The 22,301-nt window shown below is 57.5% G+C and carries 20 protein-coding genes; 12 read left to right on the forward strand and 8 right to left on the reverse strand.

Features of this window, described 5'->3' with window-relative positions:
* Positions 1-310: 310 nt before the first annotated feature.
* From ABRP66_RS10410 to ABRP66_RS10440, 7 genes are all read left to right on the forward strand, one after another.
* Positions 311-682, forward strand: coding sequence for a hypothetical protein (locus ABRP66_RS10410; protein WP_284770791.1), 372 nt, complete (start codon positions 311-313; stop codon positions 680-682).
* 91 nt (positions 683-773) lie between these two features.
* Positions 774-3,293: an aminopeptidase N gene (gene pepN / locus ABRP66_RS10415; protein WP_284770790.1), complete on the forward strand. Its 2,520-nt coding sequence runs from the start codon at positions 774-776 to the stop codon at positions 3,291-3,293.
* Positions 3,294-3,386: 93 nt separating this feature from the next.
* A complete protein-coding gene (locus ABRP66_RS10420; protein WP_005275963.1) occupies positions 3,387-3,935 on the forward strand; it encodes an RNA polymerase sigma factor in 549 nt (182 codons plus the stop codon).
* Between the two features lie 167 nt (positions 3,936-4,102).
* Entirely contained in the window at positions 4,103-5,029 is a 927-nt protein-coding gene (gene trxB, locus ABRP66_RS10425; RefSeq protein ID WP_284770789.1) for a thioredoxin-disulfide reductase, read from the forward strand.
* A 7-nt stretch (positions 5,030-5,036) separates the two neighbouring features.
* Positions 5,037-5,360 carry a thioredoxin gene (gene trxA, locus ABRP66_RS10430; RefSeq protein WP_005280453.1) on the forward strand — a complete coding sequence of 108 codons (324 nt, stop codon included), beginning with the start codon at positions 5,037-5,039 and terminating at the stop codon, positions 5,358-5,360.
* An 82-nt stretch (positions 5,361-5,442) separates the two neighbouring features.
* Positions 5,443-6,624 (forward strand): N-acetylmuramoyl-L-alanine amidase, encoded by a 1,182-nt coding sequence (locus ABRP66_RS10435; RefSeq protein ID WP_034659476.1) that lies wholly within the window; start codon positions 5,443-5,445, stop codon positions 6,622-6,624.
* Positions 6,625-6,765: 141 nt separating this feature from the next.
* Entirely contained in the window at positions 6,766-8,127 is a 1,362-nt protein-coding gene (locus ABRP66_RS10440; protein ID WP_284770787.1) for an MFS transporter, read from the forward strand.
* A gap of 75 nt (positions 8,128-8,202) precedes the next feature.
* Here ABRP66_RS10440 and ABRP66_RS10445 read toward each other — a convergent pair whose 3' ends face one another.
* From ABRP66_RS10445 to rpmH, 7 genes are read right to left on the reverse strand one after another with little or no spacing between them, the layout of a single operon-like run.
* Entirely contained in the window at positions 8,203-9,243 is a 1,041-nt protein-coding gene (locus tag ABRP66_RS10445) for a ParB/RepB/Spo0J family partition protein (protein WP_284770786.1), read from the reverse strand.
* A 6-nt stretch (positions 9,244-9,249) separates the two neighbouring features.
* Positions 9,250-10,098, reverse strand: coding sequence for a ParA family protein (locus ABRP66_RS10450; RefSeq protein WP_023024597.1), 849 nt, complete (start codon positions 10,096-10,098; stop codon positions 9,250-9,252).
* Between the two features lie 10 nt (positions 10,099-10,108).
* Complete coding sequence (gene rsmG, locus ABRP66_RS10455; protein WP_034659477.1) at positions 10,109-10,708, reverse strand: 16S rRNA (guanine(527)-N(7))-methyltransferase RsmG; 600 nt, start codon at positions 10,706-10,708, stop codon at positions 10,109-10,111.
* A 33-nt stretch (positions 10,709-10,741) separates the two neighbouring features.
* On the reverse strand, positions 10,742-11,725 hold the full coding sequence (gene yidC / locus ABRP66_RS10460; protein ID WP_023024601.1) for a membrane protein insertase YidC: 984 nt from the start codon (positions 11,723-11,725) through the stop codon (positions 10,742-10,744).
* A gap of 13 nt (positions 11,726-11,738) precedes the next feature.
* The gene (yidD, locus tag ABRP66_RS10465) at positions 11,739-12,020 is read right to left on the reverse strand and encodes a membrane protein insertion efficiency factor YidD (RefSeq protein WP_239269565.1); all 282 of its coding nucleotides are present in this window, start codon (positions 12,018-12,020) and stop codon (positions 11,739-11,741) included.
* Positions 12,008-12,388 (reverse strand): ribonuclease P protein component, encoded by a 381-nt coding sequence (gene rnpA, locus ABRP66_RS10470; RefSeq protein ID WP_284770785.1) that lies wholly within the window; start codon positions 12,386-12,388, stop codon positions 12,008-12,010. Before rnpA ends, yidD begins: the two co-directional genes overlap by 13 nt.
* 3 nt (positions 12,389-12,391) lie before the next feature.
* Positions 12,392-12,535 (reverse strand): 50S ribosomal protein L34, encoded by a 144-nt coding sequence (gene rpmH / locus ABRP66_RS10475; protein WP_005275994.1) that lies wholly within the window; start codon positions 12,533-12,535, stop codon positions 12,392-12,394.
* Positions 12,536-13,208: 673 nt separating this feature from the next.
* On the opposite strand from rpmH, the gene dnaA reads away from it, so the two are divergent.
* The 5 genes from dnaA (at position 13,209) to gyrB (ending at position 20,705) form a co-directional block, all read left to right on the forward strand.
* Positions 13,209-14,909, forward strand: a complete 1,701-nt coding sequence (gene dnaA / locus ABRP66_RS10480) for a chromosomal replication initiator protein DnaA (RefSeq protein WP_284770784.1) — start codon at positions 13,209-13,211, stop codon at positions 14,907-14,909.
* Positions 14,910-15,529: 620 nt separating this feature from the next.
* Positions 15,530-16,711 carry a DNA polymerase III subunit beta gene (gene dnaN / locus ABRP66_RS10485; protein WP_284770783.1) on the forward strand — a complete coding sequence of 394 codons (1,182 nt, stop codon included), beginning with the start codon at positions 15,530-15,532 and terminating at the stop codon, positions 16,709-16,711.
* Positions 16,711-17,901 (forward strand): DNA replication/repair protein RecF, encoded by a 1,191-nt coding sequence (gene recF / locus ABRP66_RS10490; protein WP_284783117.1) that lies wholly within the window; start codon positions 16,711-16,713, stop codon positions 17,899-17,901. Before dnaN ends, recF begins: the two co-directional genes overlap by 1 nt.
* A complete protein-coding gene (locus ABRP66_RS10495; RefSeq protein WP_284783115.1) occupies positions 17,898-18,467 on the forward strand; it encodes a DciA family protein in 570 nt (189 codons plus the stop codon). The genes recF and ABRP66_RS10495 overlap by 4 nt, the downstream gene beginning before the upstream one ends.
* 168 nt (positions 18,468-18,635) lie before the next feature.
* Positions 18,636-20,705 carry a DNA topoisomerase (ATP-hydrolyzing) subunit B gene (gene gyrB, locus ABRP66_RS10500; RefSeq protein WP_284770780.1) on the forward strand — a complete coding sequence of 690 codons (2,070 nt, stop codon included), beginning with the start codon at positions 18,636-18,638 and terminating at the stop codon, positions 20,703-20,705.
* A gap of 94 nt (positions 20,706-20,799) precedes the next feature.
* Here the strand turns inward: gyrB and ABRP66_RS10505 are convergent, their stop codons facing one another.
* The gene (locus ABRP66_RS10505; RefSeq protein ID WP_349838653.1) at positions 20,800-22,278 is read right to left on the reverse strand and encodes an MFS transporter; all 1,479 of its coding nucleotides are present in this window, start codon (positions 22,276-22,278) and stop codon (positions 20,800-20,802) included.
* Between the last annotated feature and the right edge of the window lie 23 nt (positions 22,279-22,301).

A 22,301-nucleotide genomic window follows, 5' to 3' on the forward strand; every position in this document is an offset into this window, starting at 1 on the left:
GATGCAATATCGGAATCAGACCCTTGAACCCCTCATCACCTAGAATTAAACCAGTCCAACTTTCGGGGGCCAGTTCATCGCCGCCCGGCCGCGGGCTTTAGTCATATTCCCTGCCCAAGGCTTTCAAGCCTGCGCCCGCGCTAGGGTGGCACGGGCCCATACCAGAGCAAACTCACCCTTCCTCTGCTCCTAGCATGCAATAATGATGGTGTACACCTCCCTTAGGTACGCGGATTTGATGTGTGAGTCTGCGCCTACGCGAATGATCGAGCAGATCTTGATTGCCGGGACGAGACGCAAGGAGAACACCATGAAAAAGGCCACTACTTCACGGGGCCTCACCTACGCATCGCTGGGGATATTAGCGTTCTCCTCGTCTCTGTGGGCTATGTACATGCAAGACAATGCATTTGCGATTATTGGCCTGCTTTGTGGAACGGCGGTCACCGCGTGGCAGATTCATCACTATAAGGCGACGATTCCACTTGCCGTTGATTCCATTGCGATAACTTTCGGGATTGTGTCAGCTGTGGGCTTTGCGCTCAGGGAGAGCCTTTCAAGTTCCGCAATGGCATCGTTTAGCTATGCCACGGCTGGCGCATTGATCGTATACCTTATTTTCGCTATTGATCGTATACCTTATTTTCGCTGCTATCGCGATTATCGAATCTCGGGAAAGTGAGAGCTGAGCCCGGCAGCACAACACTCCATTTATCGTTTTCACATCCGATATCTCGTTAAATCTCTCACTGCGGTAACTATAGTTTCTAACTATGACGACACAACGCGATAAAACCCAGCACGAGCTGCTTCAGGAGCGCGCCGCAGCAGTAGACCTGTGGGCATACCACCTGCACCTGGACTTATCTCAGGTGAAGGAAAGCCCCACGTTCGGCGCGACGAGCCGCATAGAGCTCACCACCACCGAGCCCGAGCTTTTCGTGGACTACTTGGGAGAATCGGTAGAGCAGGTAACGGTTAACGGTCAGGCGCAGGACGTCGATTTTGATGGCAGCCTTATCCGCCTCCACGGGCTACCGGTGGGGGAGGAGCTGACGATTGAGGTCACTGGCGCCTCGCGCTACTCGCGCACGGGCCAGGGTTTGCACCGCATGCACGACCAGGCCGATGACGCGACCTATCTGTACTCGCACCTCGAGCCTTCCGATGCCCGCCGCATCTTCCCCTGCTTTGAGCAGCCGGACCTCAAGGCGCCGTTCCACGTCACCATGACCGCGCCGAAGGACTGGCAGATCCTCTCCAACCAGCCGGAGGCTGAGCGCGAGGAGCACGGGGACAATGCTACGGTCCGTTTTGCGCCCACCCCGCCGCTTTCTACATACCTCACCTCTTTTGCGGCTGGGCCATATAAGTATCAGGAGCGCACCTGGATCTCGCCGGATGGAGGTCACTCCGCGCAGCTGCGCGCCTTTGCCCGCGCCTCCATGTTTGAGTATTTAGACGAGGAAATCCTGGAGCTTACCGCGCAGGGCATGGACTATTTCCACGAGAACTTCGGCTTTGCCTACCCTTGGGGCAAGTACGATTCCATCTTCGTTCCGGAATATAACCTCGGCGCGATGGAGAACCCGGGCCTGGTGACCTTCACGGAAAGCTATATCTTCCGCTCTAAGGCCACGCGCAGCCAGAAGGCCGCTCGCGCAAATACCATTTTGCACGAGATGTCCCACATGTGGTTCGGCGATCTTGTCACCCCGCAGTGGTGGGACGACCTCTGGCTCAAGGAGTCCTTTGCCGAGTTCATGGGCGCCGATGCCTCCGTGCACGCCACCGCCTACGAAGAGGCCTGGGTCAACTTCGCCGGCCAGCGCAAAAACTGGGCTTACCTGCAGGATCAGCTTCCCACCACACACCCCATCAAGGCCGAGATCCCAGACGTGGATGCCGCGCGCCAGAATTTCGATGGCATTACCTATGCCAAGGGCGCGGCGGTGCTCAAGCAGCTCGTGCACTACGTGGGACGCGATCACTTTTACGCGGGTGCGCGGGATTACTTCCAGGAGCATGCGTTTGCCGCGGCCACCTTCGATGACCTGCTCACGGCCCTGAAAAAGCACACTGACCGTGACCTCGATTCCTGGTCAAAGGCGTGGCTGCGCACCTGGGGTCCGGACACCCTCACCCCGGAGCTGCACACGGAGGGAGAGAAGATTACCGAGCTCGCGGTGAACGCCGAGGCCGAGGATACGACCCGCCCGCACCGCCTGAGCGTGGCGCTTTTTGATGCCCGCCTGAACAAGTACCGCGAGTTCGACATCGACCTTCCCACCGGTGGTCACCGCACCATCGTGGATGAGGCAGCGGGGGAGAAGGCCCCGGCATTGCTGCTGCTTAACGATGCCGACCACACCTACACCAAGGTCCGTTTCGACGATGCTTCGCTTGCCACCATCAAAGATCACCTCTCCGAGGTCCAGGATGGGCTCAGCCGCGCGGTCATCTGGACCTCGCTGTGGAACCTCACCAGGGACGGGGAGTGGACTGCGGAGGAGTACGTGGGGGTCGTCGCCAAGCACGCGCCCGCAGAGACCAATGCCACGCTGCTGACCACCGCCTACGGCAATGCGCACTTTGCCATCCAGCACTATGTGGCCGAAGACCGCCGCGAACAGGTGCGCGCCGAATTCGCCGATGCGCTGTGGGAACAGCTCGGCACTGCGGATCCAGGCTCCGATGCGCAGCTCATTCTGGCCCGCACCGCCATTGCCGCGCTGGCCGCAACGCCTAAGGCCTCCGGAACCGAGCGCCTGCGTGACCTGCTCGCTGGCACGGTGGAGGGCCTGCGCCTCGATCCGCAAATCCGCTGGTCCATCCTGCGCGCCCTGGCCGCCCGCGACGCCGTCGAACTGGCTGAGCTGAAAGCAGAAAAGCAGCGCGATAATACGCTGACCGGCGCCGCCGAATTCTTGGGCGCTAGCCACGCCTTCCCCACGCCGGAGACCAAGCGGGCCGCCTTCGATAGCGCGCTGACGCCAGAGGAATATTCCAATGCGGAGGTCGATGCCCTGCTGGCAGGCTTCAATGCCCCACGCTCGGCAAAGCTGCAAGAAGATTTCGCCGAAGAGTTCTTCCGCCGCGTCGAAGACATCTGGGATAACCACCCGATAGAGATAGCCAACCGGCTGATCCGCGGCCTCTACCCGGAATCTTCCATGGCGGAGTCCGCTACCACGGATCTCCTGCACAAGGATCTGCCGGGTGCGCTGCGTCGCGTGCTTCTGGAGTGCCGCGACCACCTGCGCCGCACCCTGCGTGTGCGCGCCCAACAATAGAAGGTCAATAAACTGTACCGCCGCCGGTTAGCGCCGGCGTTCTCCTCGGGTCACAATTGCTTTAACACTTGTTGATCCGGGGGGAATCTACAGATGCCATTAAGTCCTGACCACAGCGACGAAGAATTAGTTGATGCTTTTATCGAGGGGGATAATAAAGCCTTTTCCGCCATCGTGGAACGCCACCGCAAGCGGCTGACCACCGTGGCGCGGCGGTATACAAGGAATGAATACGATGCGCAGGATGTCGTGCAAGAAGCCTTCCTGCGCGCTAGCTGCAATCTGCATAACTACCGGCGGGAATCGGCCTTAAGCACGTGGCTACACCGCCTGGTGAAAAACACCGGCTACGACTATTTAAATCACCGGGCTAATAGGGAAAACGCCTCGCTCGATAGCGATGATTTTGCCGATGATCGCAATCCGCTGCTGGCACACAACCCATCCGAAAATCTGGCGGAACAACTCGTCGTCCGCGAGGCCATGGAACTTTTAAGGCAAGATCAGCGCGAAGCACTCATGCTTACCGATGTCGCCGGATTTCGCGTCAACGAGGTCGCCACCGCCCAGGGCGTAAAGCCTGGGACCGTTAAATCTCGCCGGGCACGCGCCCGGGAGGTACTGCGCGAAGCCATCGGCTAGTTGCGCGGCCCAGGTCAGAAAACTTAGGTGCTGCGCTACATCTCGATATCGCATCATTCTTGCATCAATTTCGCAGCCGCTAGCCTTTGCAATATGAACGATTCGCAATCTGGCGGGTAGACTCTTGACGTTACGCAAAATGACACTGTGATTTTAGGGAGTTAGCAATGACCGTCCACGATGTTGCCATCGTAGGTTCCGGACCTGCCGGTTATACCGCCGCGCTTTATGCCGCTCGTGCTGAACTCAGCCCCATTGTATTCGAGGGATTTGAATACGGTGGCGAATTAATGAACACCACCGAGGTGGAGAACTACCCAGGCTTCCAAAAGGGCATCATGGGCCCAGAGCTCATGGAAGAAATGCGCGCACAATCAATCCGCTTTGGTGCGGATCTGCGCATGGAAGTCGTCGACTCCGTCGAGTTGGAGGGCGATATTAAAAAGCTCCACGTAGGTGACGAGGTTTTTGAAGCCCGCACGGTAATCCTCGCCACCGGCGCCGCACCGCGCCACCTTGGTATTCCCGGCGAAGAAGAGCTCTCCGGCCGCGGTGTTTCTACCTGCGCTACGTGCGATGGCTTCTTCTTCAAGGGCCACAATATCGCCGTCATTGGCGGCGGCGATTCCGCTATGGAGGAAGCTACCTTCCTGACCAAGTTCGCGGAGTCTGTCACCATTGTCAACCGCTCCGAAAACTTCCGCGCCTCCAAGATCATGTTGGACCGTGCCCAGGACAACGAGCAGATTAAGTGGGAAACCAATAAGGTTGTCGAGCGCGTGCTTGAAGATGACGGCAAGGTCGGTGGCCTAGAGCTCAAGGACGTTGAGACTGGGGAAACCTCCACCTTGGACGTGACTGCCATGTTCGTTGCCATTGGCCACGATCCGCGTTCGTCCTTCCTCAACGGCCAGGTCAAGCTCAATGACAATGGTTACGTTGAGGTTGATCAGCCCTCTACTAAGACCTCTCTGCCTGGCGTTTTCGCTTGCGGTGACTTGGTAGATGACCATTATCAGCAGGCCATCACCGCTGCAGGTTCCGGCTGCCGCGCTGCCATGGATGCGGAACAATTCTTGGCTGCAAACCGTTAGATTCAGTATGAGTAACGTCAAAAAGGTAACCACTGAAACATTCCGTTCTGATGTCATCGAGGCGGATAAACCCGTCGTCGTGGACTTCTGGGCGGAATGGTGCGGGCCATGCAAGAAGCTGTCTCCGATCTTGGAAGAGGTAGCAGATGAGCTCGACGGTGAAGTCACCATCGCCCAGGTCAACGTCGATGAAGAACGAAACCTCGGCGCCATGTTCCAAATCATGTCCATTCCAAATGTATTGATTTTCAACAATGGCGAAAAGGTCGACGAGTTTGTGGGCCTGCGTTCTAAAGATGACATCGTGGCGCAAGTGAAAAAGCAGCTATAGCTGTTACTCTTGTTACTAAAGTTACCGAGTAGGAAATCTGCCATGCGGCCTAAAGTCCTAGGCCGTGGAAGGGGTGAAAGGCGTGAATCGCGTTCTTCGGGTTGGTGATTCAAGTGTGCGCGTAGCTGAAGCTCGCGCCACCTTGGCTCGCCTTGGCCTCTTATCAGATTTCACGGGCGAACTATCTGCCTGGAAAAAGCAGAAGTACTCCGAGACTGATAAGACCTTTGATGCCGATCTCGCTGAAGTGCTCAAGGCATTCCAGCAATCGCGCGGCATCCTCCCAACGGGAGAGATCGACGATCTGACCCTGCGCGAATTGCGCCAAGCCTCTTATACCCTGGGCAGCCGCGTATTGAGCTATGAACCCACCAATCCATTGGTGGGCGATGACATTTCGCAATTGCAGCAACAACTGCAAGAGCTCGGTTTCTATCAGGATCGCGTCGATGGTCATTTTGGCCGCAATACCCACGCTGCCTTAACCGAATACCAGCACAATTGCGGGCTGCAGGAAGATGGCGTGTGTGGACCGGCTACCATTCGCGCACTCAGCTTGCTTGGCCGCCGCATCACCGGCGGTTCGGCGCACAATATTTTGGAGCGCGAGCGTGTGCGCAATGCCGGGCCAAAGCTAGCGGGCAAGCGCGTGGTCATTGACCCTGCACTAAGTGGCCGGGACTCCGGCTTCACGGTCAAGGGCCGTTTTGGTGATATTTCTGAGCAAGAAATCCTCTGGGATCTCACCCAACGCATCGAAGGCCGAATGATCGCCGCCGGCATGGAAACCATTATTTCGCGCCCCCGCACCGATGATGCGGACGTGCAATCCCGTGCCGAGCTAGCCAATGCCTTTGATGCCGATATGGTCATCTCTTTGGCGTGCGATTCTTATCCCAACGAGAAGGCCCACGGCGTAGCCACGTTCTACTTTGGTTCCGAATCCGGAAACTCCTCACTCATTGGTGAAACCCTTTCCGGCTTCATCCAGCGTGAAATCGTGGCGCGCACCGATCTGCAGGACTGTTCTAACCACGGCCGCACCTGGGATCTTTTGCGCCTGACGCAGATGCCGGTTGTTCAGATCTTTTTGGGTTACCTCACCAATCCTGAGGACGTCAAAATTCTTACCAACCCGAAGCGCCGTGACGATATTGCAGAAGCAATCGTTATCGCCGTCAAGCGCATGTACCTCATGGAGCAGGACACCGCCATTACCGGTACCTACAAATTCTCCGAGCTTCTTCAAGCGGAGCAGGCTTAGCCTGCACAAGCTGGAGCGCACAGAGCGGACTTAATCACTGGCCGCTGCGCAAGATTAACTGCGTTATCTTGCACCAATAGAATTCATTCGATTAGTATCAGTCCAAGCTATTGATATCTACTAATTGAATGGATTCCTATAATGGGCAGCTCAACCTCCGCCCCAATTTCCAGAAAAGAAACGCGCCGCGTAGTAGCTGCCACCACAATCGGAACCGCGATTGAATGGTACGACTACTTTCTCTATGCCGCCGTCGCCGGCCTAGTTTTTAACCAGGTAATGTTCGGCCCCTTAGAAGGTGGGGTAGCCAGCATCGTCTCCTTCGCCTCCGTGGGCCTATCCTTCCTTTTTCGCCCACTTGGCGCCTTCCTAGCGGGCCATTTTGGTGACCGTCTTGGCCGCCGCCTCGTCCTCATGGTCACCCTTTTTGCCATGGGTGGGGCCACCACTTTAATTGGCCTCCTGCCTACCTACGATACGGCGGGAGTATGGGCTCCCATCCTGTTGATTTTCCTCCGCATCATTCAAGGCATCTCTGCCGGGGGAGAATGGGGTTCCGCGGTACTGCTTGCAGTTGAACACGCTCCCAACGATAAGCGCGGCCTCTTTGGCGCTGGGCCACAGATCGGAGTCCCCATCGGCCTGCTGATGTCCTCTGGCGTGCTTTCCATCATGAATATCATCGCCCCAGGGGATGCCTTCCTTGAATGGGGTTGGCGCGTGCCGTTCTTGCTTTCCTTCGTCCTAGTCATCATTGGCTATGCCATCCGCATCGGCGTGGATGAGTCACCGGTCTTTCAAGAGATCTCAGATAATAAGAAACGCGAGGCGGCAAACCCCATTGGTATCTTGTTCAAGCGCTATTTTCCGCTTGTCCTCGTCGCGGCCCTAGTTTTTGCAGGTAACGGCACCGTGGGCTATATGACCACCGGTGGCTATATCCAAAATTACGCCACCAACCCCGAGGGTCCGGTCTCGCTCGCGCGTGGCGATGTCCTCAATGCCGTCACGCTATCGGCCTTCACGTGGCTCATCTTTACGCTTTTCGCTGGCTGGTTATCGGATTATATCGGGCGCCGCACGACGTATCTCGTCGGATTTGTCATTCAAGCGATCGGCGCTGCGGCCCTTTTCCCGCTGGTTAATACGGCGTCCCTGGGATTGCTTTATTCCGCCCTCATCTTCCTGACGGTTGGGCTCGGCTTAACCTATGGTGCGCAATCTGCCATGTATACAGAGCTTTTCCCAGCATCCATTCGCGCTTCGGGCGTATCGATTACCTATGCCATCGGCTCCGTTCTCGGCGGTGCCTTCGCCCCGATGATCGCGGCCTCGTTGGTAGAAGCAACGGGCACGACCTTTGCGGTATCCGTATATCTTGTCTCCGCAAGCATCGTCGGATTTATTGCAGCCCTACTCCTGCGCGAGCGCAAGGGCATTCCGCTGGGCGCCGAACATGAGGAAGAACAAGCCAAGGGCCACTTCATCTTTTCTAAAAAATAGTGCCCTCGCTCTAAAGAGGAGGGCACTAACTTTGCGAATGTGGCAGGCAGCTGGGGAACCTGCCACAGGAGCAGGTTATTTATCCCGCTCCATCAGCGCCATGATGCGCTCGAAATCTTCTTGGTCGCCGAACTCTACGACCATTTTGCCCTTGCGCTTGCCCATGGTCACGGTGACCTTAGTATCGAAGCGATCCGAGAGGCGCTCGGCCGAGTCGGTGAAAAATTGCGGCTGTGGTACTTGGGACTTCTTCTTATTCTCTGCGGGTTTCCCGTCGCGCTTATATAGCGTCACGGCTTCCTCGGTGGCACGCACGGACAAGCCCTCCGAAATTACCCGGTCCGCGATGTAGTCCATCGCTTCCTTATCGTCGAGGCCCAAGATAGCGCGCGCGTGACCGGCCGAGAGGGTGCCTGCGGCAACTCGCTTCTGCACATCCACCGGCAACCGTAGCAGGCGGAGCATATTGGTCACCTGCGGGCGCGAACGGCCAATGCGGTCCGCTAATTCGTTCTGGGTTACTTCAAACTCTTCTAGAAGCTGCTGATAAGCGTGTGCCTCTTCCAAAGGGTTGAGCTGAACGCGGTGGATGTTTTCCAGCAGGGCATCGCGCAGCAGATTGTCGTCTTTGGTGTCGCGCACGATGGCCGGGATAGTGGCCAAGCCAGCCTTGGAGGAGGCGCGCCAACGACGCTCACCCATGATGAGCTCGAATCCGCCTTCCTCGGAGGGGCGGACCACGACCGGCTGTAGGAGGCCGAACTCGCGGATGGAGTGAACCAGCTCGCTGAGCTCATCCTCATCAAAAACGGTGCGCGGCTGTTTGGGGTTGGGGACGATGTCCCCCACGGAAATCTCGCGGTAAGTCGCACCGATTGCTGCAGGCGTAGCTTGCCGCTTCTTGGAGGACTTGGACCCAGAGCCCTGTTGGATGGTGGGAGCGCCCTTTACGCGCTTCTCGCCGCGCGCCTTGCGCTCATTACTTCCCGTGGAATTTCCCAGGATAATATCTGCGGCGGAATCACCCAGCCGTGGTTTGCGGGTGGGTGCGTCGGGGCCGGACGGGATGAGAGCGGCTAGGCCTTTGCCTAGGCCACCTTGCTTTTGTTCTGCCATGAAATCCTATCCTTCCAATTCCGCATAAATTTCGGGGCTCACGCCAATCGCTCCCGTGGTGGGATGCGGGCGATAATCACCGCGCCTGTTGAGCTCGCGAGCCGCAGCGAGGTACGCCCGTGCGCCGGTGGACGAAGGGGCGTAATCAATGACCGTAGTCCCGTAACCAGGCGCCTCTGAGACGCGCACTGAACGCGGGATGACGTTGCCCATGACAACGGCGCCAAATTGCTCGCGGACGTTATCGGCCACATCCTCGGCCAAACGTGTACGTGCATCATACATGGTAAGGAGCACCGCAGAGATATGCAGATCTTCATTGAGGTGTTCGCGAATCATCGTGATATTGCCCAGTAACTGGCCCACGCCCTCCAGTGCGTAGTACTCACACTGGATAGGGATGATGACTTCTTCTGCACATGTCATGGCATTGATTGTCAGCAAACCCAAAGATGGCGGGCAATCAATAAAGACGTATTCAAAGCCGTGTTCTTCTAGGAACCCGTTATGGAGGGCATCGTAAAGCCGAAATTCGCGGCGGACGAGGGACACCATCTCAATTTCCGCGCCGGCAAGATCGATGGTCGCGGGGATGCAATAAAGGTTGGAATTATGCGGGGAAGCCTGCATAGCCTTTTCCGCAGTGCAATCGCCCAAGAGCAATTCATAGCTGGAATCGGTTCCTGAGCTATGTTCCGCGCCCATGGCGGTCGATGCGTTTCCCTGGGGGTCAAGGTCAATGACCAATACCTTCTTGCCTTCAGTAGCAAGGGCTGCGGCCAAGTTGGCGGCGGAGGTGGTTTTACCTACGCCGCCCTTCTGGTTAGCAATGGTGATAAGGCGCGGATTAGTCATGCCGTCTACTTTAGTTCACGCGCGGGACACGGATAATCGTGGTTCCGTGAACGGTCGTGACCTCGGCCTTTCCGCCGCCGGCCTTCTTAATATCTGCGGCATCGCGCTCCAACTCTTCGTGTACAGAAGAACCTTTCAGCGCAATCATTTCCCCGCCTTTGCGCACTAGGGGAAGCGACCACTTTGCCAGTTTTCCCAGGGGAGCTACTGCGCGGGAGGTCACGACGTCCGCGCCGGCCACTGCCTTTTTAATGGGACCTTCTTCGGCGCGCCCGCGCAGCACGGTGACATTATCTAACCCCAGCTTTTCGGTTACCTCGTTGAGGTAGTTATAGCGCTTCAAAAGCGGCTCAATGAGCGTGATGTGCAGGTCTGGGCGAGCGATGGCCAGCGGAATGCCGGGCAATCCGGCGCCAGAGCCGACATCGATAACCGTGGCGCCTTCCGGAATGACTTGTTCAATAACTGCGCAGTTTAAGATGTGGCGCTCCCATAGGCGCGGTACCTCGCGCGGGCCGATAAAACCACGAGTGGACCCGTCTGTAGCGAGCGAATCGTGGTATTCCTGCGCAAGCGGCAGGCGAGAGCCAAATACTGCAGACGGGTCCATCTCGGACACTATGAGAATCTCCTCAGTAGCTGTTTAGTTGTCGTTCTTCCGCTGTTTCTTCGTGCGGTTGTCTTTCTTACGAGCGCCAGGCTTTGGAGCGGTAGTGCGCTTAGCCTCAATCTTAGCGGCCTCTTCCTCTTCTTCTTCGCGGTCCATCTTGCCGTAGATGATGCGGGTCTGGAAGAAGGTCCACACGGTGTTGGACAGCATGTAGAACAGCAAACCGATGGGCCAGATGAAGCCGGAGAAGATCAGCATTGCGGGCATGACCCACAGCATCATCTTGGACATCATGGCCATCTGCTGCTGCATCATTTCTGCATTCTGACCCTGCGGAGCCGAGGTCTTGCCCTGGGCGCGGCGCTTTTCTTGGCGGTTCAGGCTCATGCGCGCGTTAAAGTGCATCAGCACCACAATGACGGCAATCATCGGCACAATGATGAACGCCGCCTGGGTGGTAGTGGTAACGCCTTCCACCAGGGGCGAGTTCAGGCGCAGGTTCGTAACCAGCGGAACGCCAAAGATCTTGGCATCCAAGAACTGCTGGACGAGCTCCGGTTTAAAGATGTAGTTCGCGGTATTGGCGTTGGCCTCAATGGACATCGGTTCGCCGCTGGGGTGTCCAATGCCGCCGGCTACAGCAACCGTGCGGTCGAACGAGCGCAGCACGTGGAAAAGACCAATGAACATTGGAATCTGCACCAAGACCGGAAGGCAGCCGGCCATCGGGCGAACGCCAGATTCCTTATAGACCTTCTGCATTTCCTGCGCGGCTCGAGCCTGATCGTTGCCGTACTTCGCGCGGATTTCCTGCACCTTGGGCTGGATTTCCTGCATCTTGCGCGAAGAGCGAATCTGGCTCACGGTGGGCTTGACCATGAGCGCCTTCAGCGTCCAGGTCAGCAGCACGATGGCCAAAATCCACGTAATGCCCCAGGCGGGATCCATTACGAGGGATAGCAGCCAGTGCCAGAACCATAAAACGGCCGAAATTGGCCAGTAAATGAAATTAAGCACGAGTGTTTAATCCTCAGTTGTTGTTGGTGACCGGTACCGGGACTGGATCGAATCCGCCCGGATGCCAGGGCCCACATTTGCACACCCTAGCCATTGCCATCGCCGTACCTTTAAACGCGCCGTGTCTGGACAACGCCTCTAAGGCATAAGCACTGCATGTCGGTTCGAACCGACAGGTTGATACCATCTTAAGGCCCGAGACATGTTTTTGGTAGAAACGAACCGCTTTAACCAGCGGTGCGGCCAGTCCGGAGGCTGCAGGAATTTCTTCCCCACGGGTATTTAGATATCCCATTGCTTGCGCAGCGCCTTAGTAATATCTTTTTCTAATTGCTCACTGGTAGCGCTCGCGCTTGCAGGTAGCGCACGAATCACAACATCCACGCCCGCGGGGAGCTTGGGGATGAGCGTCATGCACACATGGCGAAGCCGCCGGGAGGTGCGGTGGCGTACCACTGCATTCCCGACGGCTTTAGAAACAATGAGGCCGAATCGCGGCCCAGTGGCCGCGATCTCGGCCGGATTGCCCATGGTGCCATTGGAATTCGCACTCATAGTATCGCGCGCATGCACGACGACGGTGCGAGTGCCCTGCCGGCGACTGCCCTTCATCGTCCGCCGAAATTGCGGCGGCGATGTGAGCTTGTGTTGGGCTGGCAGCATGACTTATGCGGACAGCTTTGCGCGGCCCTTCTTGCGGCGAGCGGCCACGATTGCACGACCGGAGCGGGTGCTCATGCGAGTACGGAAACCGTGCTTACGTGCACGGCGACGGTTGTTCGGCTGGAACGTGCGCTTACCCTTTGCCACGTCAATTCTCCTTGAAGTTGTACGTGGACATACTGCCGCCACAAAACGGCAGCACATCCACTGATGAATGGATTCCATGAACCTGACGCGTCACTGTTATCCAAACGCTCGGCGAGCTCTGGTAAGCCCTGCCAATGCGAAGTGACGCTGTCCTGTTCACGCGCAACTCTCTGTTGCAATAGACCATGCCAGATTACGTGATTTAAACCGCTGGAAACAAATCGACACTCGGGTACACCCGAAATTACATAAGTGTTTTTTCCTGCAGCTAGAAGGCCAGTTTTGGCGCTCATCCTGCGGCTAATCCAGCGCGTCGCGATGGTCCATAGCCGCTTGCATTTTAAGTATAAATCTTCCGTTAGACACACCCGCCTTCGCGGCGGTAGAACTAAGTAATCGAATTCCACAGCTAGCAAACCGTTGTGGATAACTCTAAATAACCACTTGAGAGTTTTAGTATTTCCGCAGTACAAAGCTATAAAGTGGTCTATCACAAGTTATCCACAGCCATGCACTAAGCTGTGAATAACTATTTCTTCCACACCTGTGGATAACTCTGTGGAGATCGAGGTGACTCGATAAAAACCACTGTGAAAACCGCGGTGGAATCCACCGTGGAATTTGTTATTTACTGTCCACCCGTCCCCGAGAGAATTATTGAAGGTAGCCCGTTGTGACTGAACCACAAGCGAACCTAGAAGCTGTCTGGCGCGCGATCGTCGATGATCTGCTCGCGCAATCCGAGCAACCCAACTCTGAGGTCCCGAGCTTTTCGCATACACAACGCCTTTACCTGCAGTTGGTTCGCCCGATCATGATGGTGGAAGGCTACACGCTTGTCGCAGCGGAAAATGTCAACGCCAAAGAAGTTGTAGAAAATGAGCTCGGCGGATACATCTCCAAGGCCCTTACCCGCCACCTCGGCCGCCCGTGTTCCTTCGCCGTTACCTTAGCTACCCCGCAGGAGCCACAACCACCTGCCAACCCGTCGAATTCGCAACCGGCACCAGGAGGGGCATCGGCAAGCACGCAGGCTCCTTCCTCCCAGCCCAACCCGCAGGCACAATACATGCCGCCGGCGCAGAATGATTCTTCTTCCGCGCAAAATTACGTCTCTCGCCCCCAGCAAACGGATGCGTCGGCAGCCCGCGGAAACCACAACCCCACCGCAGGTCAGACCCCGCCTAATTGGCGGTCCAGCCATGCCCCGGCAAGCCTGGATGAATTGGCGGAGCACTACACCGGCCAGCAGGACTATAACCGCCAGCAACCAGAGTTCGGCGGATCTGCGAATGCCGCGCGCATTCCGCGGGAGGCCCCGGCGCACGATCCCAATCGGGAGACCTCGCTGAACCCGAAGCACACTTTTGAAAGCTTCGTCATCGGTTCATCGAATCGTTTTGCCAATGGCGCGGCGGTGGCGGTGGCGGAAAATCCCGCCCGCGCCTATAACCCATTGTTTATTTGGGGTGGTTCTGGTCTGGGTAAAACGCACCTTTTGCATGCCGCCGGCAACTACGCACAGGTGCTGCACCCAGGGCTGCGTGTGAAATACGTGTCCTCGGAAGAATTTACGAATGATTATATTAATTCCTTGCGCGATGACCGCCAGGAATCCTTCAAGCGGCGCTACCGCAACCTCGATATTTTGATGGTGGATGATATCCAGTTCTTAGAGGGCAAGGAATCCACGCAGGAGGAGTTCTTCCACACCTTCAATGCGCTGCACCAGGCCAATAAACAGATCATTTTGTCCTCGGACCGCCCACCAAAACAGCTCACCACGCTGGAGGATCGCCTGCGCACCCGCTTTGAGGGTGGGTTGATTACGGATATTCAACCGCCCGATCTGGAAACCCGCATTGCCATTTTGATGAAGAAGGCCGCCGCCGATGGCACTGAAGTGGATCGTTCCGTCCTGGAACTCATTGCCTCGCGCTTCGAATCCTCCATCCGCGAGCTTGAGGGCGCGCTCATTCGCGTATCCGCCTACTCGTCCTTAGTCAATGAGCCGATCAACGTGGAAATGGCAGAAATTGCGTTGCGCGATCTTGCGCCGGATTCTGCTGATCGGCAAATTACCGCAGCCTCCATCATGGAAGTCACCGCGGAATACTTCGATATTGATGTTGAAACCCTGCGCGGTGCCGGCAAGAAGCGCGCGGTGGCCCACGCCCGCCAGCTGGCCATGTACCTCTGCCGCGAATTGACCGAGCTTTCGCTGCCCAAGATTGGCGAGCAATTCGGCGGCAAGGACCACACCACGGTGATCTATGCCGATCGCAAGATCCGCAAAGAGATGACGGAAAAGCGCAATACCTACGACGAGATTCAGTCCCTGACCCAGCGCATCAAGAATCGCGGTCGCGGCTAGAGAAAAACACAACCACCCGGTGGCGTCTTCCTTGAATAACAGGAAGGCGCCATTTTTGTAAGCAGGCGGTGCGCTTGCCGATGCCCCCACCTTCCACATCCATCTACCAGCGCTTTTGTCCCAGTAAGGGTCATATAAACAGCTATCCACAGAGTTATCCACACCTGTGTAATTTCACGGATGTAATTTGTAGATTTTGCTCACAGTTTTAAATTCCACAGGCCCTATCCAGCACAGACGCCCCTGTGATCAGCACTGTGTGCAGATCCGTGGATAACTACTAAAGACTGTGGATAAAACGATGACCCGCATATTTATCCACACTCCGGGCCAGTTGATCACAGCAAGATCACAAGAATTGGCACACCCCGGATCGCCGCGCTGAACTTGTCATTTACCCCGTTGATCACAGATCCCACAGCGCTTATTACTACTACTAAATTATTTCTCTGATCTTGTAAGTAGAAAGGGGATGTGTGAAATTGTGCCCGGTCCCGAGCACGCGGCGCTGGCTCGGACGGGCGGAGGGAAAATTACAAGGTTCACCGGATGCGGTAAGTTGGAAGCCAGCTTTTGAAAGTTACACATTCCTACCCCGCCTAAGAGGAGCTCTTCGCACCATGGATGAAGCCGTGTCATTTCGCGTTGCCAAAGATGACCTTGCCAACGCCGTAGCGTGGGTTGCCCGCAGCCTGCCTTCCAAGGTCACCCAGCCCGTGCTGCGCGCGATGCTCATCACCGCTGATGACAACGGCTTAGAGTTCACCGGCTTTGATTACGAGGTTTCTACCCGGGTGCGCATCGCGGGCATGGTGGATGAGCCCGGCCAAATCGCCGTCGCCGGTAAATTGCTCTCAGATATCGTGGCTACCTTGCCCAATAAGGAAGTGGAGATCTCCCAGGTAGATTCCAAGGCTTTGGTTGCTTGTGGTTCCTCCCGCTTTGAGCTACCTCTCATCCCGCTCGATGATTACCCGCAATTGCCGGTCCTGCCTGAGGTCACCGGAACGATCCAACCGCAGCTATTCGCAGAGGCGATCCAGCAGGTTGCGGCCGCGGCCGGCAAGGATGACACCCTGCCCATGCTCACTGGCGTGCACATGGATATCCACGGCAAGGATATTGAGATGACGGCTACGGACCGTTTCCGTTTGGCCATGCGCACCCTGGAGTGGGAGCCGGCGGCTGAGGACGTTGAGGCTAAGCTCCTGGTTCCGGCAAAGACCCTGCAAGATACCGGGCGCAGCCTGGATCCACATTTGAATATTCCCATTGAGATCGCGGTGGGCTCCGGCGATAATATCGGCGCCGATGGCCTATTTGGCCTGCATGCGGATAACCGCGAAACCACCACGCGCATGCTGGATGCGGATTTCCCAAACGTCCAGCCCTTGCTTCCCAAGTCCCACACGAATATTGCCTCGGTTGAGGTGGCGCCGCTGCAAGAAGCCATTCGCCGCGTTTCCTTGTTGACGGACCGCAATGCGCAGATCCGCATGGAATTTGCCGATGGCCAGGTCACCCTGTCCGCCGGCGCCGATGCCGGTAATGCCACCGAGACGCTGCCGTGCGCATTCCACGGCCGCGATGAATTCTTGATCGCCTTCAACCCGGGCTATTTGAAGGATGGCCTTGCTGTCATCAACACCGATCGCGTGGTCTTCGGGTTCACGGAGCCTTCCCGCCCCGCCATCATGATCCCGGAGCCAGAAGAGCTGCCGGAAGCCGATGAGGATGGCAATTTCCCAACGCCGCAGACCAACTTCACCTACCTCTTAATGCCGGTTCGCCTGCCAGGTTAATGTTTATAAGGGATCTCGATGTTCGGGATTTTCGCTCATGGCCCGAACTAAAACTTGAGCTGGGCCCGGGGATCACTCTGTTCGTGGGCCGCAATGGCTTTGGCAAGACCAATATCGTGGAAGCCGTGGGCTATACCGCTCACCTGTCTTCCCACCGCGTCTCCCATGATTCGCCGCTGGTGCGCCAGGGTGCGCAGAGTGCCCGGGTGTCCCTTACTGCCGTCAACCAGGGGCGTGAATTAACTACCCACTTGCTGGTCAAACCACATGCCGCCAATCAGGCGCAGATTAACCGCACTAGGCTGCGCAGCCCGCGCGAGTTACTCGGCGTGGTGAAAACGGTGCTGTTTTCCCCTGAGGATTTAGCCTTGGTGCGCGGTGAGCCCGCGGGGCGCCGCGCGTATCTCGATAGCATCATCGCCTCGCGGACCCCGCGCCTAGCTGGGGTTAAGGCGGATTATGACAAGGTATTAAAGCAGCGCAATGCGTTGTTGAAGTCGGCATCGGCAAGCTTGCGGCGCGGCTACGGCGATAGCGACGGCGCCTCGGCGCTATCGACGCTGGATACGTGGGATGCCCAGCTCGCGCGCTTAGGTGCACAGGTCATTGCGGCGCGCCTTGCGCTTGTCGATGCCCTCTTGGACCACATTCCCGCCGCCTATGCCGGCCTCGCGCCGGAGTCGCGGCCTGCGCACGTGGAGTATAAATCCACCATTGATACCTCTGACCGCGAGGTGCTGGAGGCCGTCATGCTGACCGAGCTGGCCTCTGCCCGGCAGCGCGAGATCGAGCGCGGCATCTCACTGGTGGGCCCGCACCGTGATGATCTCGTGCTCCACCTGGGGGATCAGCCGGCCAAGGGTTTTGCCAGCCACGGCGAAACCTGGTCCTATGCCATCGCCCTGCGCCTGGCGGAGTTTGAGCTCCTGCGCCAAGAAGGGGGATCAGATCCGGTCCTCATCTTGGATGATGTCTTTGCCGAGCTCGATGCCAAGCGCCGCACCCAGCTGGTTCACCTGGCCGCCACGGCAGAACAGGTGCTTATCACCGCCGCGGTGGATGAGGATTTACCGGATAACCTGGAGCCCATCGTGCGTTACCGGGTAGGAGTAGAAGATACGGACCAGGGGCGCATTTCCACCCTGCACACGGAAGCAACAGCAGGAGAGGATAGCGAGGAAGAAGCATGAGTGAGGAAGAAGGGGAAACCGGCAGGCAACGCACGGATCCCGTCACCCAATACTTCCGGTTGGTGCGCTCTACCTCGAAGAATCCGCCAAAGCTTACGCGCCCAGTGCCGAAGATGCCGGTGCCATCCTTGGCGGATGCCCAGCCGCAGAACTATCGCGGCTACCAGGTGGGCAGGCCTACCGGCGCCGATGGCAGGAGGCCGCGGCGAAAGATTGATGTGCCGAGCCTGGGTGCACAGATTAAAAAGGAGATTTCCCACCGCGGCTGGAAGCATGAATTAGCGCACGGCTGGGTCATGGGAAATTGGGAAAACCTGGTGGGCGAGCGCATTGCCGCCCATACGCAGCCGCAGAAAATCAAGGACAAGATCGTCTACATTTCCTGCGATAACTCCACCTGGGCCACGGAACTGCGCTACCTGCAGCGGAAAATCCTGCGGAAAATTGCGGACCGGCTCGGCCCCGATGTCATTGCTGAGCTGCGCATCCACGGCCCGCGGCAGCAGCGCAATTACGAGGGTCGGCAGTGGGTAAAACCGCAAGGTTCGCAAGATACCTACGGCTGATAAGTGGCTAATAGGAGCAGGTTAGCTCTGCCCTTTAAAAGATAAATAACTACAGAGCGCGCCACATAGCTACCTCTGGCCCGTGTGGGGTGTCATTCAGTAGGGGGTATGCGTGTAGAATAGTGAAAGTCTTAGAATTAGCTATAGCCAAAAGGAGAGCACGAATCCGTGGCTGAAGAACACGCATATGATGCTGGATCAATTACGATCCTGGAAGGTCTAGAGGCCGTCCGCAAGCGCCCCGGTATGTACATCGGTTCCACCGGATCGCGCGGTTTGCACCACCTTATCTGGGAGATTGTTGATAACTCCGTTGATGAGGCCATGGCAGGCTTCGCGGATAAGGTCACCGTCAAGCTTTTGGAAGACGGCGGCGTCGAGGTCATCGATAATGGCCGCGGCATCCCTGTGGAGATGCACGCCTCTGGTGCGCCGACCGTCCAGGTGGTCATGACGCAGCTGCACGCCGGCGGTAAATTCGACTCCGATTCCTATGCCGTTTCCGGCGGCTTGCACGGCGTCGGTATTTCCGTGGTCAACGCCCTGTCTACCCGCGTGGAGGCGGAGATCAAGCGTGAGGGCAAGCACTGGTACCAAAACTTCCAGAACGCCATCCCGGATGACCTTGTGGAAGGCGGCAACGCCCGCGGCACTGGTACCAAGATTCGTTTCTGGGCGGATCCGGAGATCTTTGAAACCACCGAGTTCGACTACGACACCATTGCGCGCCGCCTGCAGGAGATGGCCTTCCTGAACAAGGGCCTGACCATCGAGCTTATTGATGAGCGCGTGACCCAAGAGCAGATCGAGCTCGAGGAAATCGCGGATGCGGAATCCGGTGAGGCGAGTGCGGATGAGACGTCGTTTGATGATGTTCCTGATGCCGGCGATACCTTTAACGAGGAAGACGATTCCAAGAACGTCACCAAGGCCGATAAGAAGCGCCGCAAGAAGATCACCTTCCACTACCCGGAGGGCCTGACGGACTACGTAAAATTCCTCAATAAGTCCAAGAACGCTATTCACCCCACCATCGTGTCCTTCGAGTCAAAAGGCGAGGACCACGAGGTCGAGGTGGCCTTGCAGTGGAACCAGGGCTACAAGCAGTCCGTGCACACCTTTGCCAATACCATCAATACTCACGAGGGCGGCACGCACGAAGAGGGCTTCCGCGCAGCCCTGACCTCCTTGATGAACCGCTATGCCAAGGAGCACAAGCTCATCAAGGACAAGGACGGCAACCTTTCCGGTGATGACTGTCGCGAAGGTTTGGCCGCCGTCATTTCGGTCAAGGTGGGTGATCCGCAGTTCGAGGGCCAGACCAAGACCAAGCTGGGCAACTCCGAGATCAAGGGCTTTGTGCAGCGCTCGGTCAACGAGTACGTCAATGACTGGTTTGATGCCAACCCGGCAGAGGCAAAGGCCATTATCAATAAGGCCGTCTCCTCGGCGCATGCCCGCATGGCAGCGCGTAAGGCGCGCGAGATGGTGCGCCGCAAGTCCGCCACCGATCTGGGCGGACTGCCCGGCAAGCTTGCGGATTGCCGTTCTAAGGATCCGCGGAGTTCGGAGCTTTATATCGTGGAGGGTGACTCCGCGGGCGGTTCCGCGAAGGCCGGCCGTGACTCTATGTTTCAGGCCATCTTGCCCTTGCGCGGCAAGATCCTGAACGTGGAAAAGGCCCGCATGGATAAAGTCTTAAAAAATGCCGAGGTCCAAGCCATCATCACCGCGTTGGGTACTGGCATCCACGAGGAATTCGATATCAAGAAGTTGCGGTACGACAAGATCGTGCTGATGGCCGATGCCGACGTGGACGGCCAGCACATCGCCACGCTGCTGTTGACCTTGCTCTTCCGCTTTATGCCGCAGCTGGTTGAGGATGGCCACGTGTACTTGGCTAACCCGCCGCTCTACAAGCTGAAGTGGTCCAAGGGTACGCCGGGCTACGCCTTCTCTGATGATGAGCGCGATAAGCTGTTGGCAGAAGGCCTGGAGCAAAACCGCAAGATCAACAAGGATGACGGCATCCAGCGCTACAAGGGCTTGGGCGAGATGAACGCCTCCGAGCTCTGGGAGACCACCCTGGATCCCTCCACGCGCCTGTTGCGCCGCGTGGATCTGGAAGACGCGCAGCGTGCCGATGAGCTGTTTTCCATCCTCATGGGAGATGACGTGGCCGCTCGCCGCTCCTTCATTACCCGCCGCGCGAAGGATGTCCGCTTCCTGGATATCTAAACCGCTGGCTTAGTCCTCTGCGTATAGGAGCTGGGGAAAAGCCAGAGCCCACCGTGGAACTATCCACGGTGGGCTCTAACTATGGGGAGAGGTATTAGCTGCGGGAAGCGCGCTGATCCGCAAACCCAAAGCTCAAGGACACCAGGCAAACGGCGATGATGACACCGAAACCGGTCATGATGGATACGGGCCAATCTCCGGAGGTGCTTTGGAGCATGGCAAAGACGATGGCGGTAATGACGGCCAGGCCGATGGCGGTGCCGATGCGCTGGCCGGTTTGCAGGACCGCGCCGGAGGAACCGGCGTAGTTGTCTGGGACCTGTGCCAAGGTCAGGGTTTGGTTAGGGGAGACCACGGCACCCTGGCCGAGCCCAATAAATGCCAAGGAAAGGATGAGCCACCATTCGTTCATTCCCCAATGCGTGGTGCCCCAAATAAAGACCACCGTGGTGAAGAGTCCGAAGATGGTAGTCAGCATGCCGATGATGACCACTATGCGCCCATACCGCGAGATTTTGCGGCCAGCGATGGTGGCGGTAATGGAGTTGAGGAGTGCGGACGGAATGCCCACCGAGCCGGCCGCGAGCGCGGAGTAACCCAGGCCATTTTGGAAGTACAACGCCACGAGCACCCAGATGCTGGTAATGCCCATAAACCACAACGTGGCGATGATGGTGCCATTGCGGAAGCTCGAGGTGGCAAAGATATTGAGATCCACCATCGGCGGATGGCCGGTAGCCTTGTGGTGGCGCTCCCACAGCACCCACACACCAATGAGCACGGCACCCGCGAGAAGCAGCCACCACACGGCCGGGGAACCGGTGGAGTCCATGAAGGGGAAGAGGATGCACCATACTGCGGCGCCGAGAATGAGCGCGCCGATGGGATCCAGGGTGGCCAGCGCCTTGAAGATTCCCAGCTTATTGCCCGCGGCATCGCGGACGCGGGAAAATAGCGGGCGTGGGAACCACATGAGGCCTAAGATGATGGCCAGCAGGCCGATAGGCGCATTGACCAGCATGGTCAGCCGCCACCCGTGGTCAGGGCCGCCGATCTTGATGAGGAAGCCACCCAGTACCGGGCCGATAGCCACCGCGATTCCCACGGTGGCGCCAAAGTATCCAAAGGCGCGGCCGCGCTCTTCCCCGCGGAAGTATTGCTGAATCATTCCCACTCCCTGAGGGTTCAGCAATCCGGCGCCAACACCCTGCACAAAACGCGCGATGTTTAGAGAATGCGCATTCGGCGCGAAACCCGTCACGGCGGCGCTGATGGTGTAGACGGCGATGCCGAGCAGGAAGATGCCCCCGCGCCCCACGAGATCGCCGGCGCGCCCTGCGGCGACGAGGACCACGCCGAAGGTAAGCGCATAACCAGACAGCACCCATTGCACATCCGAATCCGTGGCACCAAGCCCAGACTGAATCGACGGCAGCGCCACATTCACGATGGACACGCTAATCAGTGACATGAACACCGTGACCAGCACAATAATAAGAACCCGCCAGCGGGCGGGGTCTGAACTGGCCCCCGAAAGTTGGACTGGTTTAATTCTAGGTGATGAGGGGTTCAAGGGTCTGATTCCGATATTGCATC

This window comes from Corynebacterium sp. KPL2680, from assembly GCF_040225675.1.
Classification (GTDB): domain Bacteria; phylum Actinomycetota; class Actinomycetes; order Mycobacteriales; family Mycobacteriaceae; genus Corynebacterium; species Corynebacterium rhinophilum.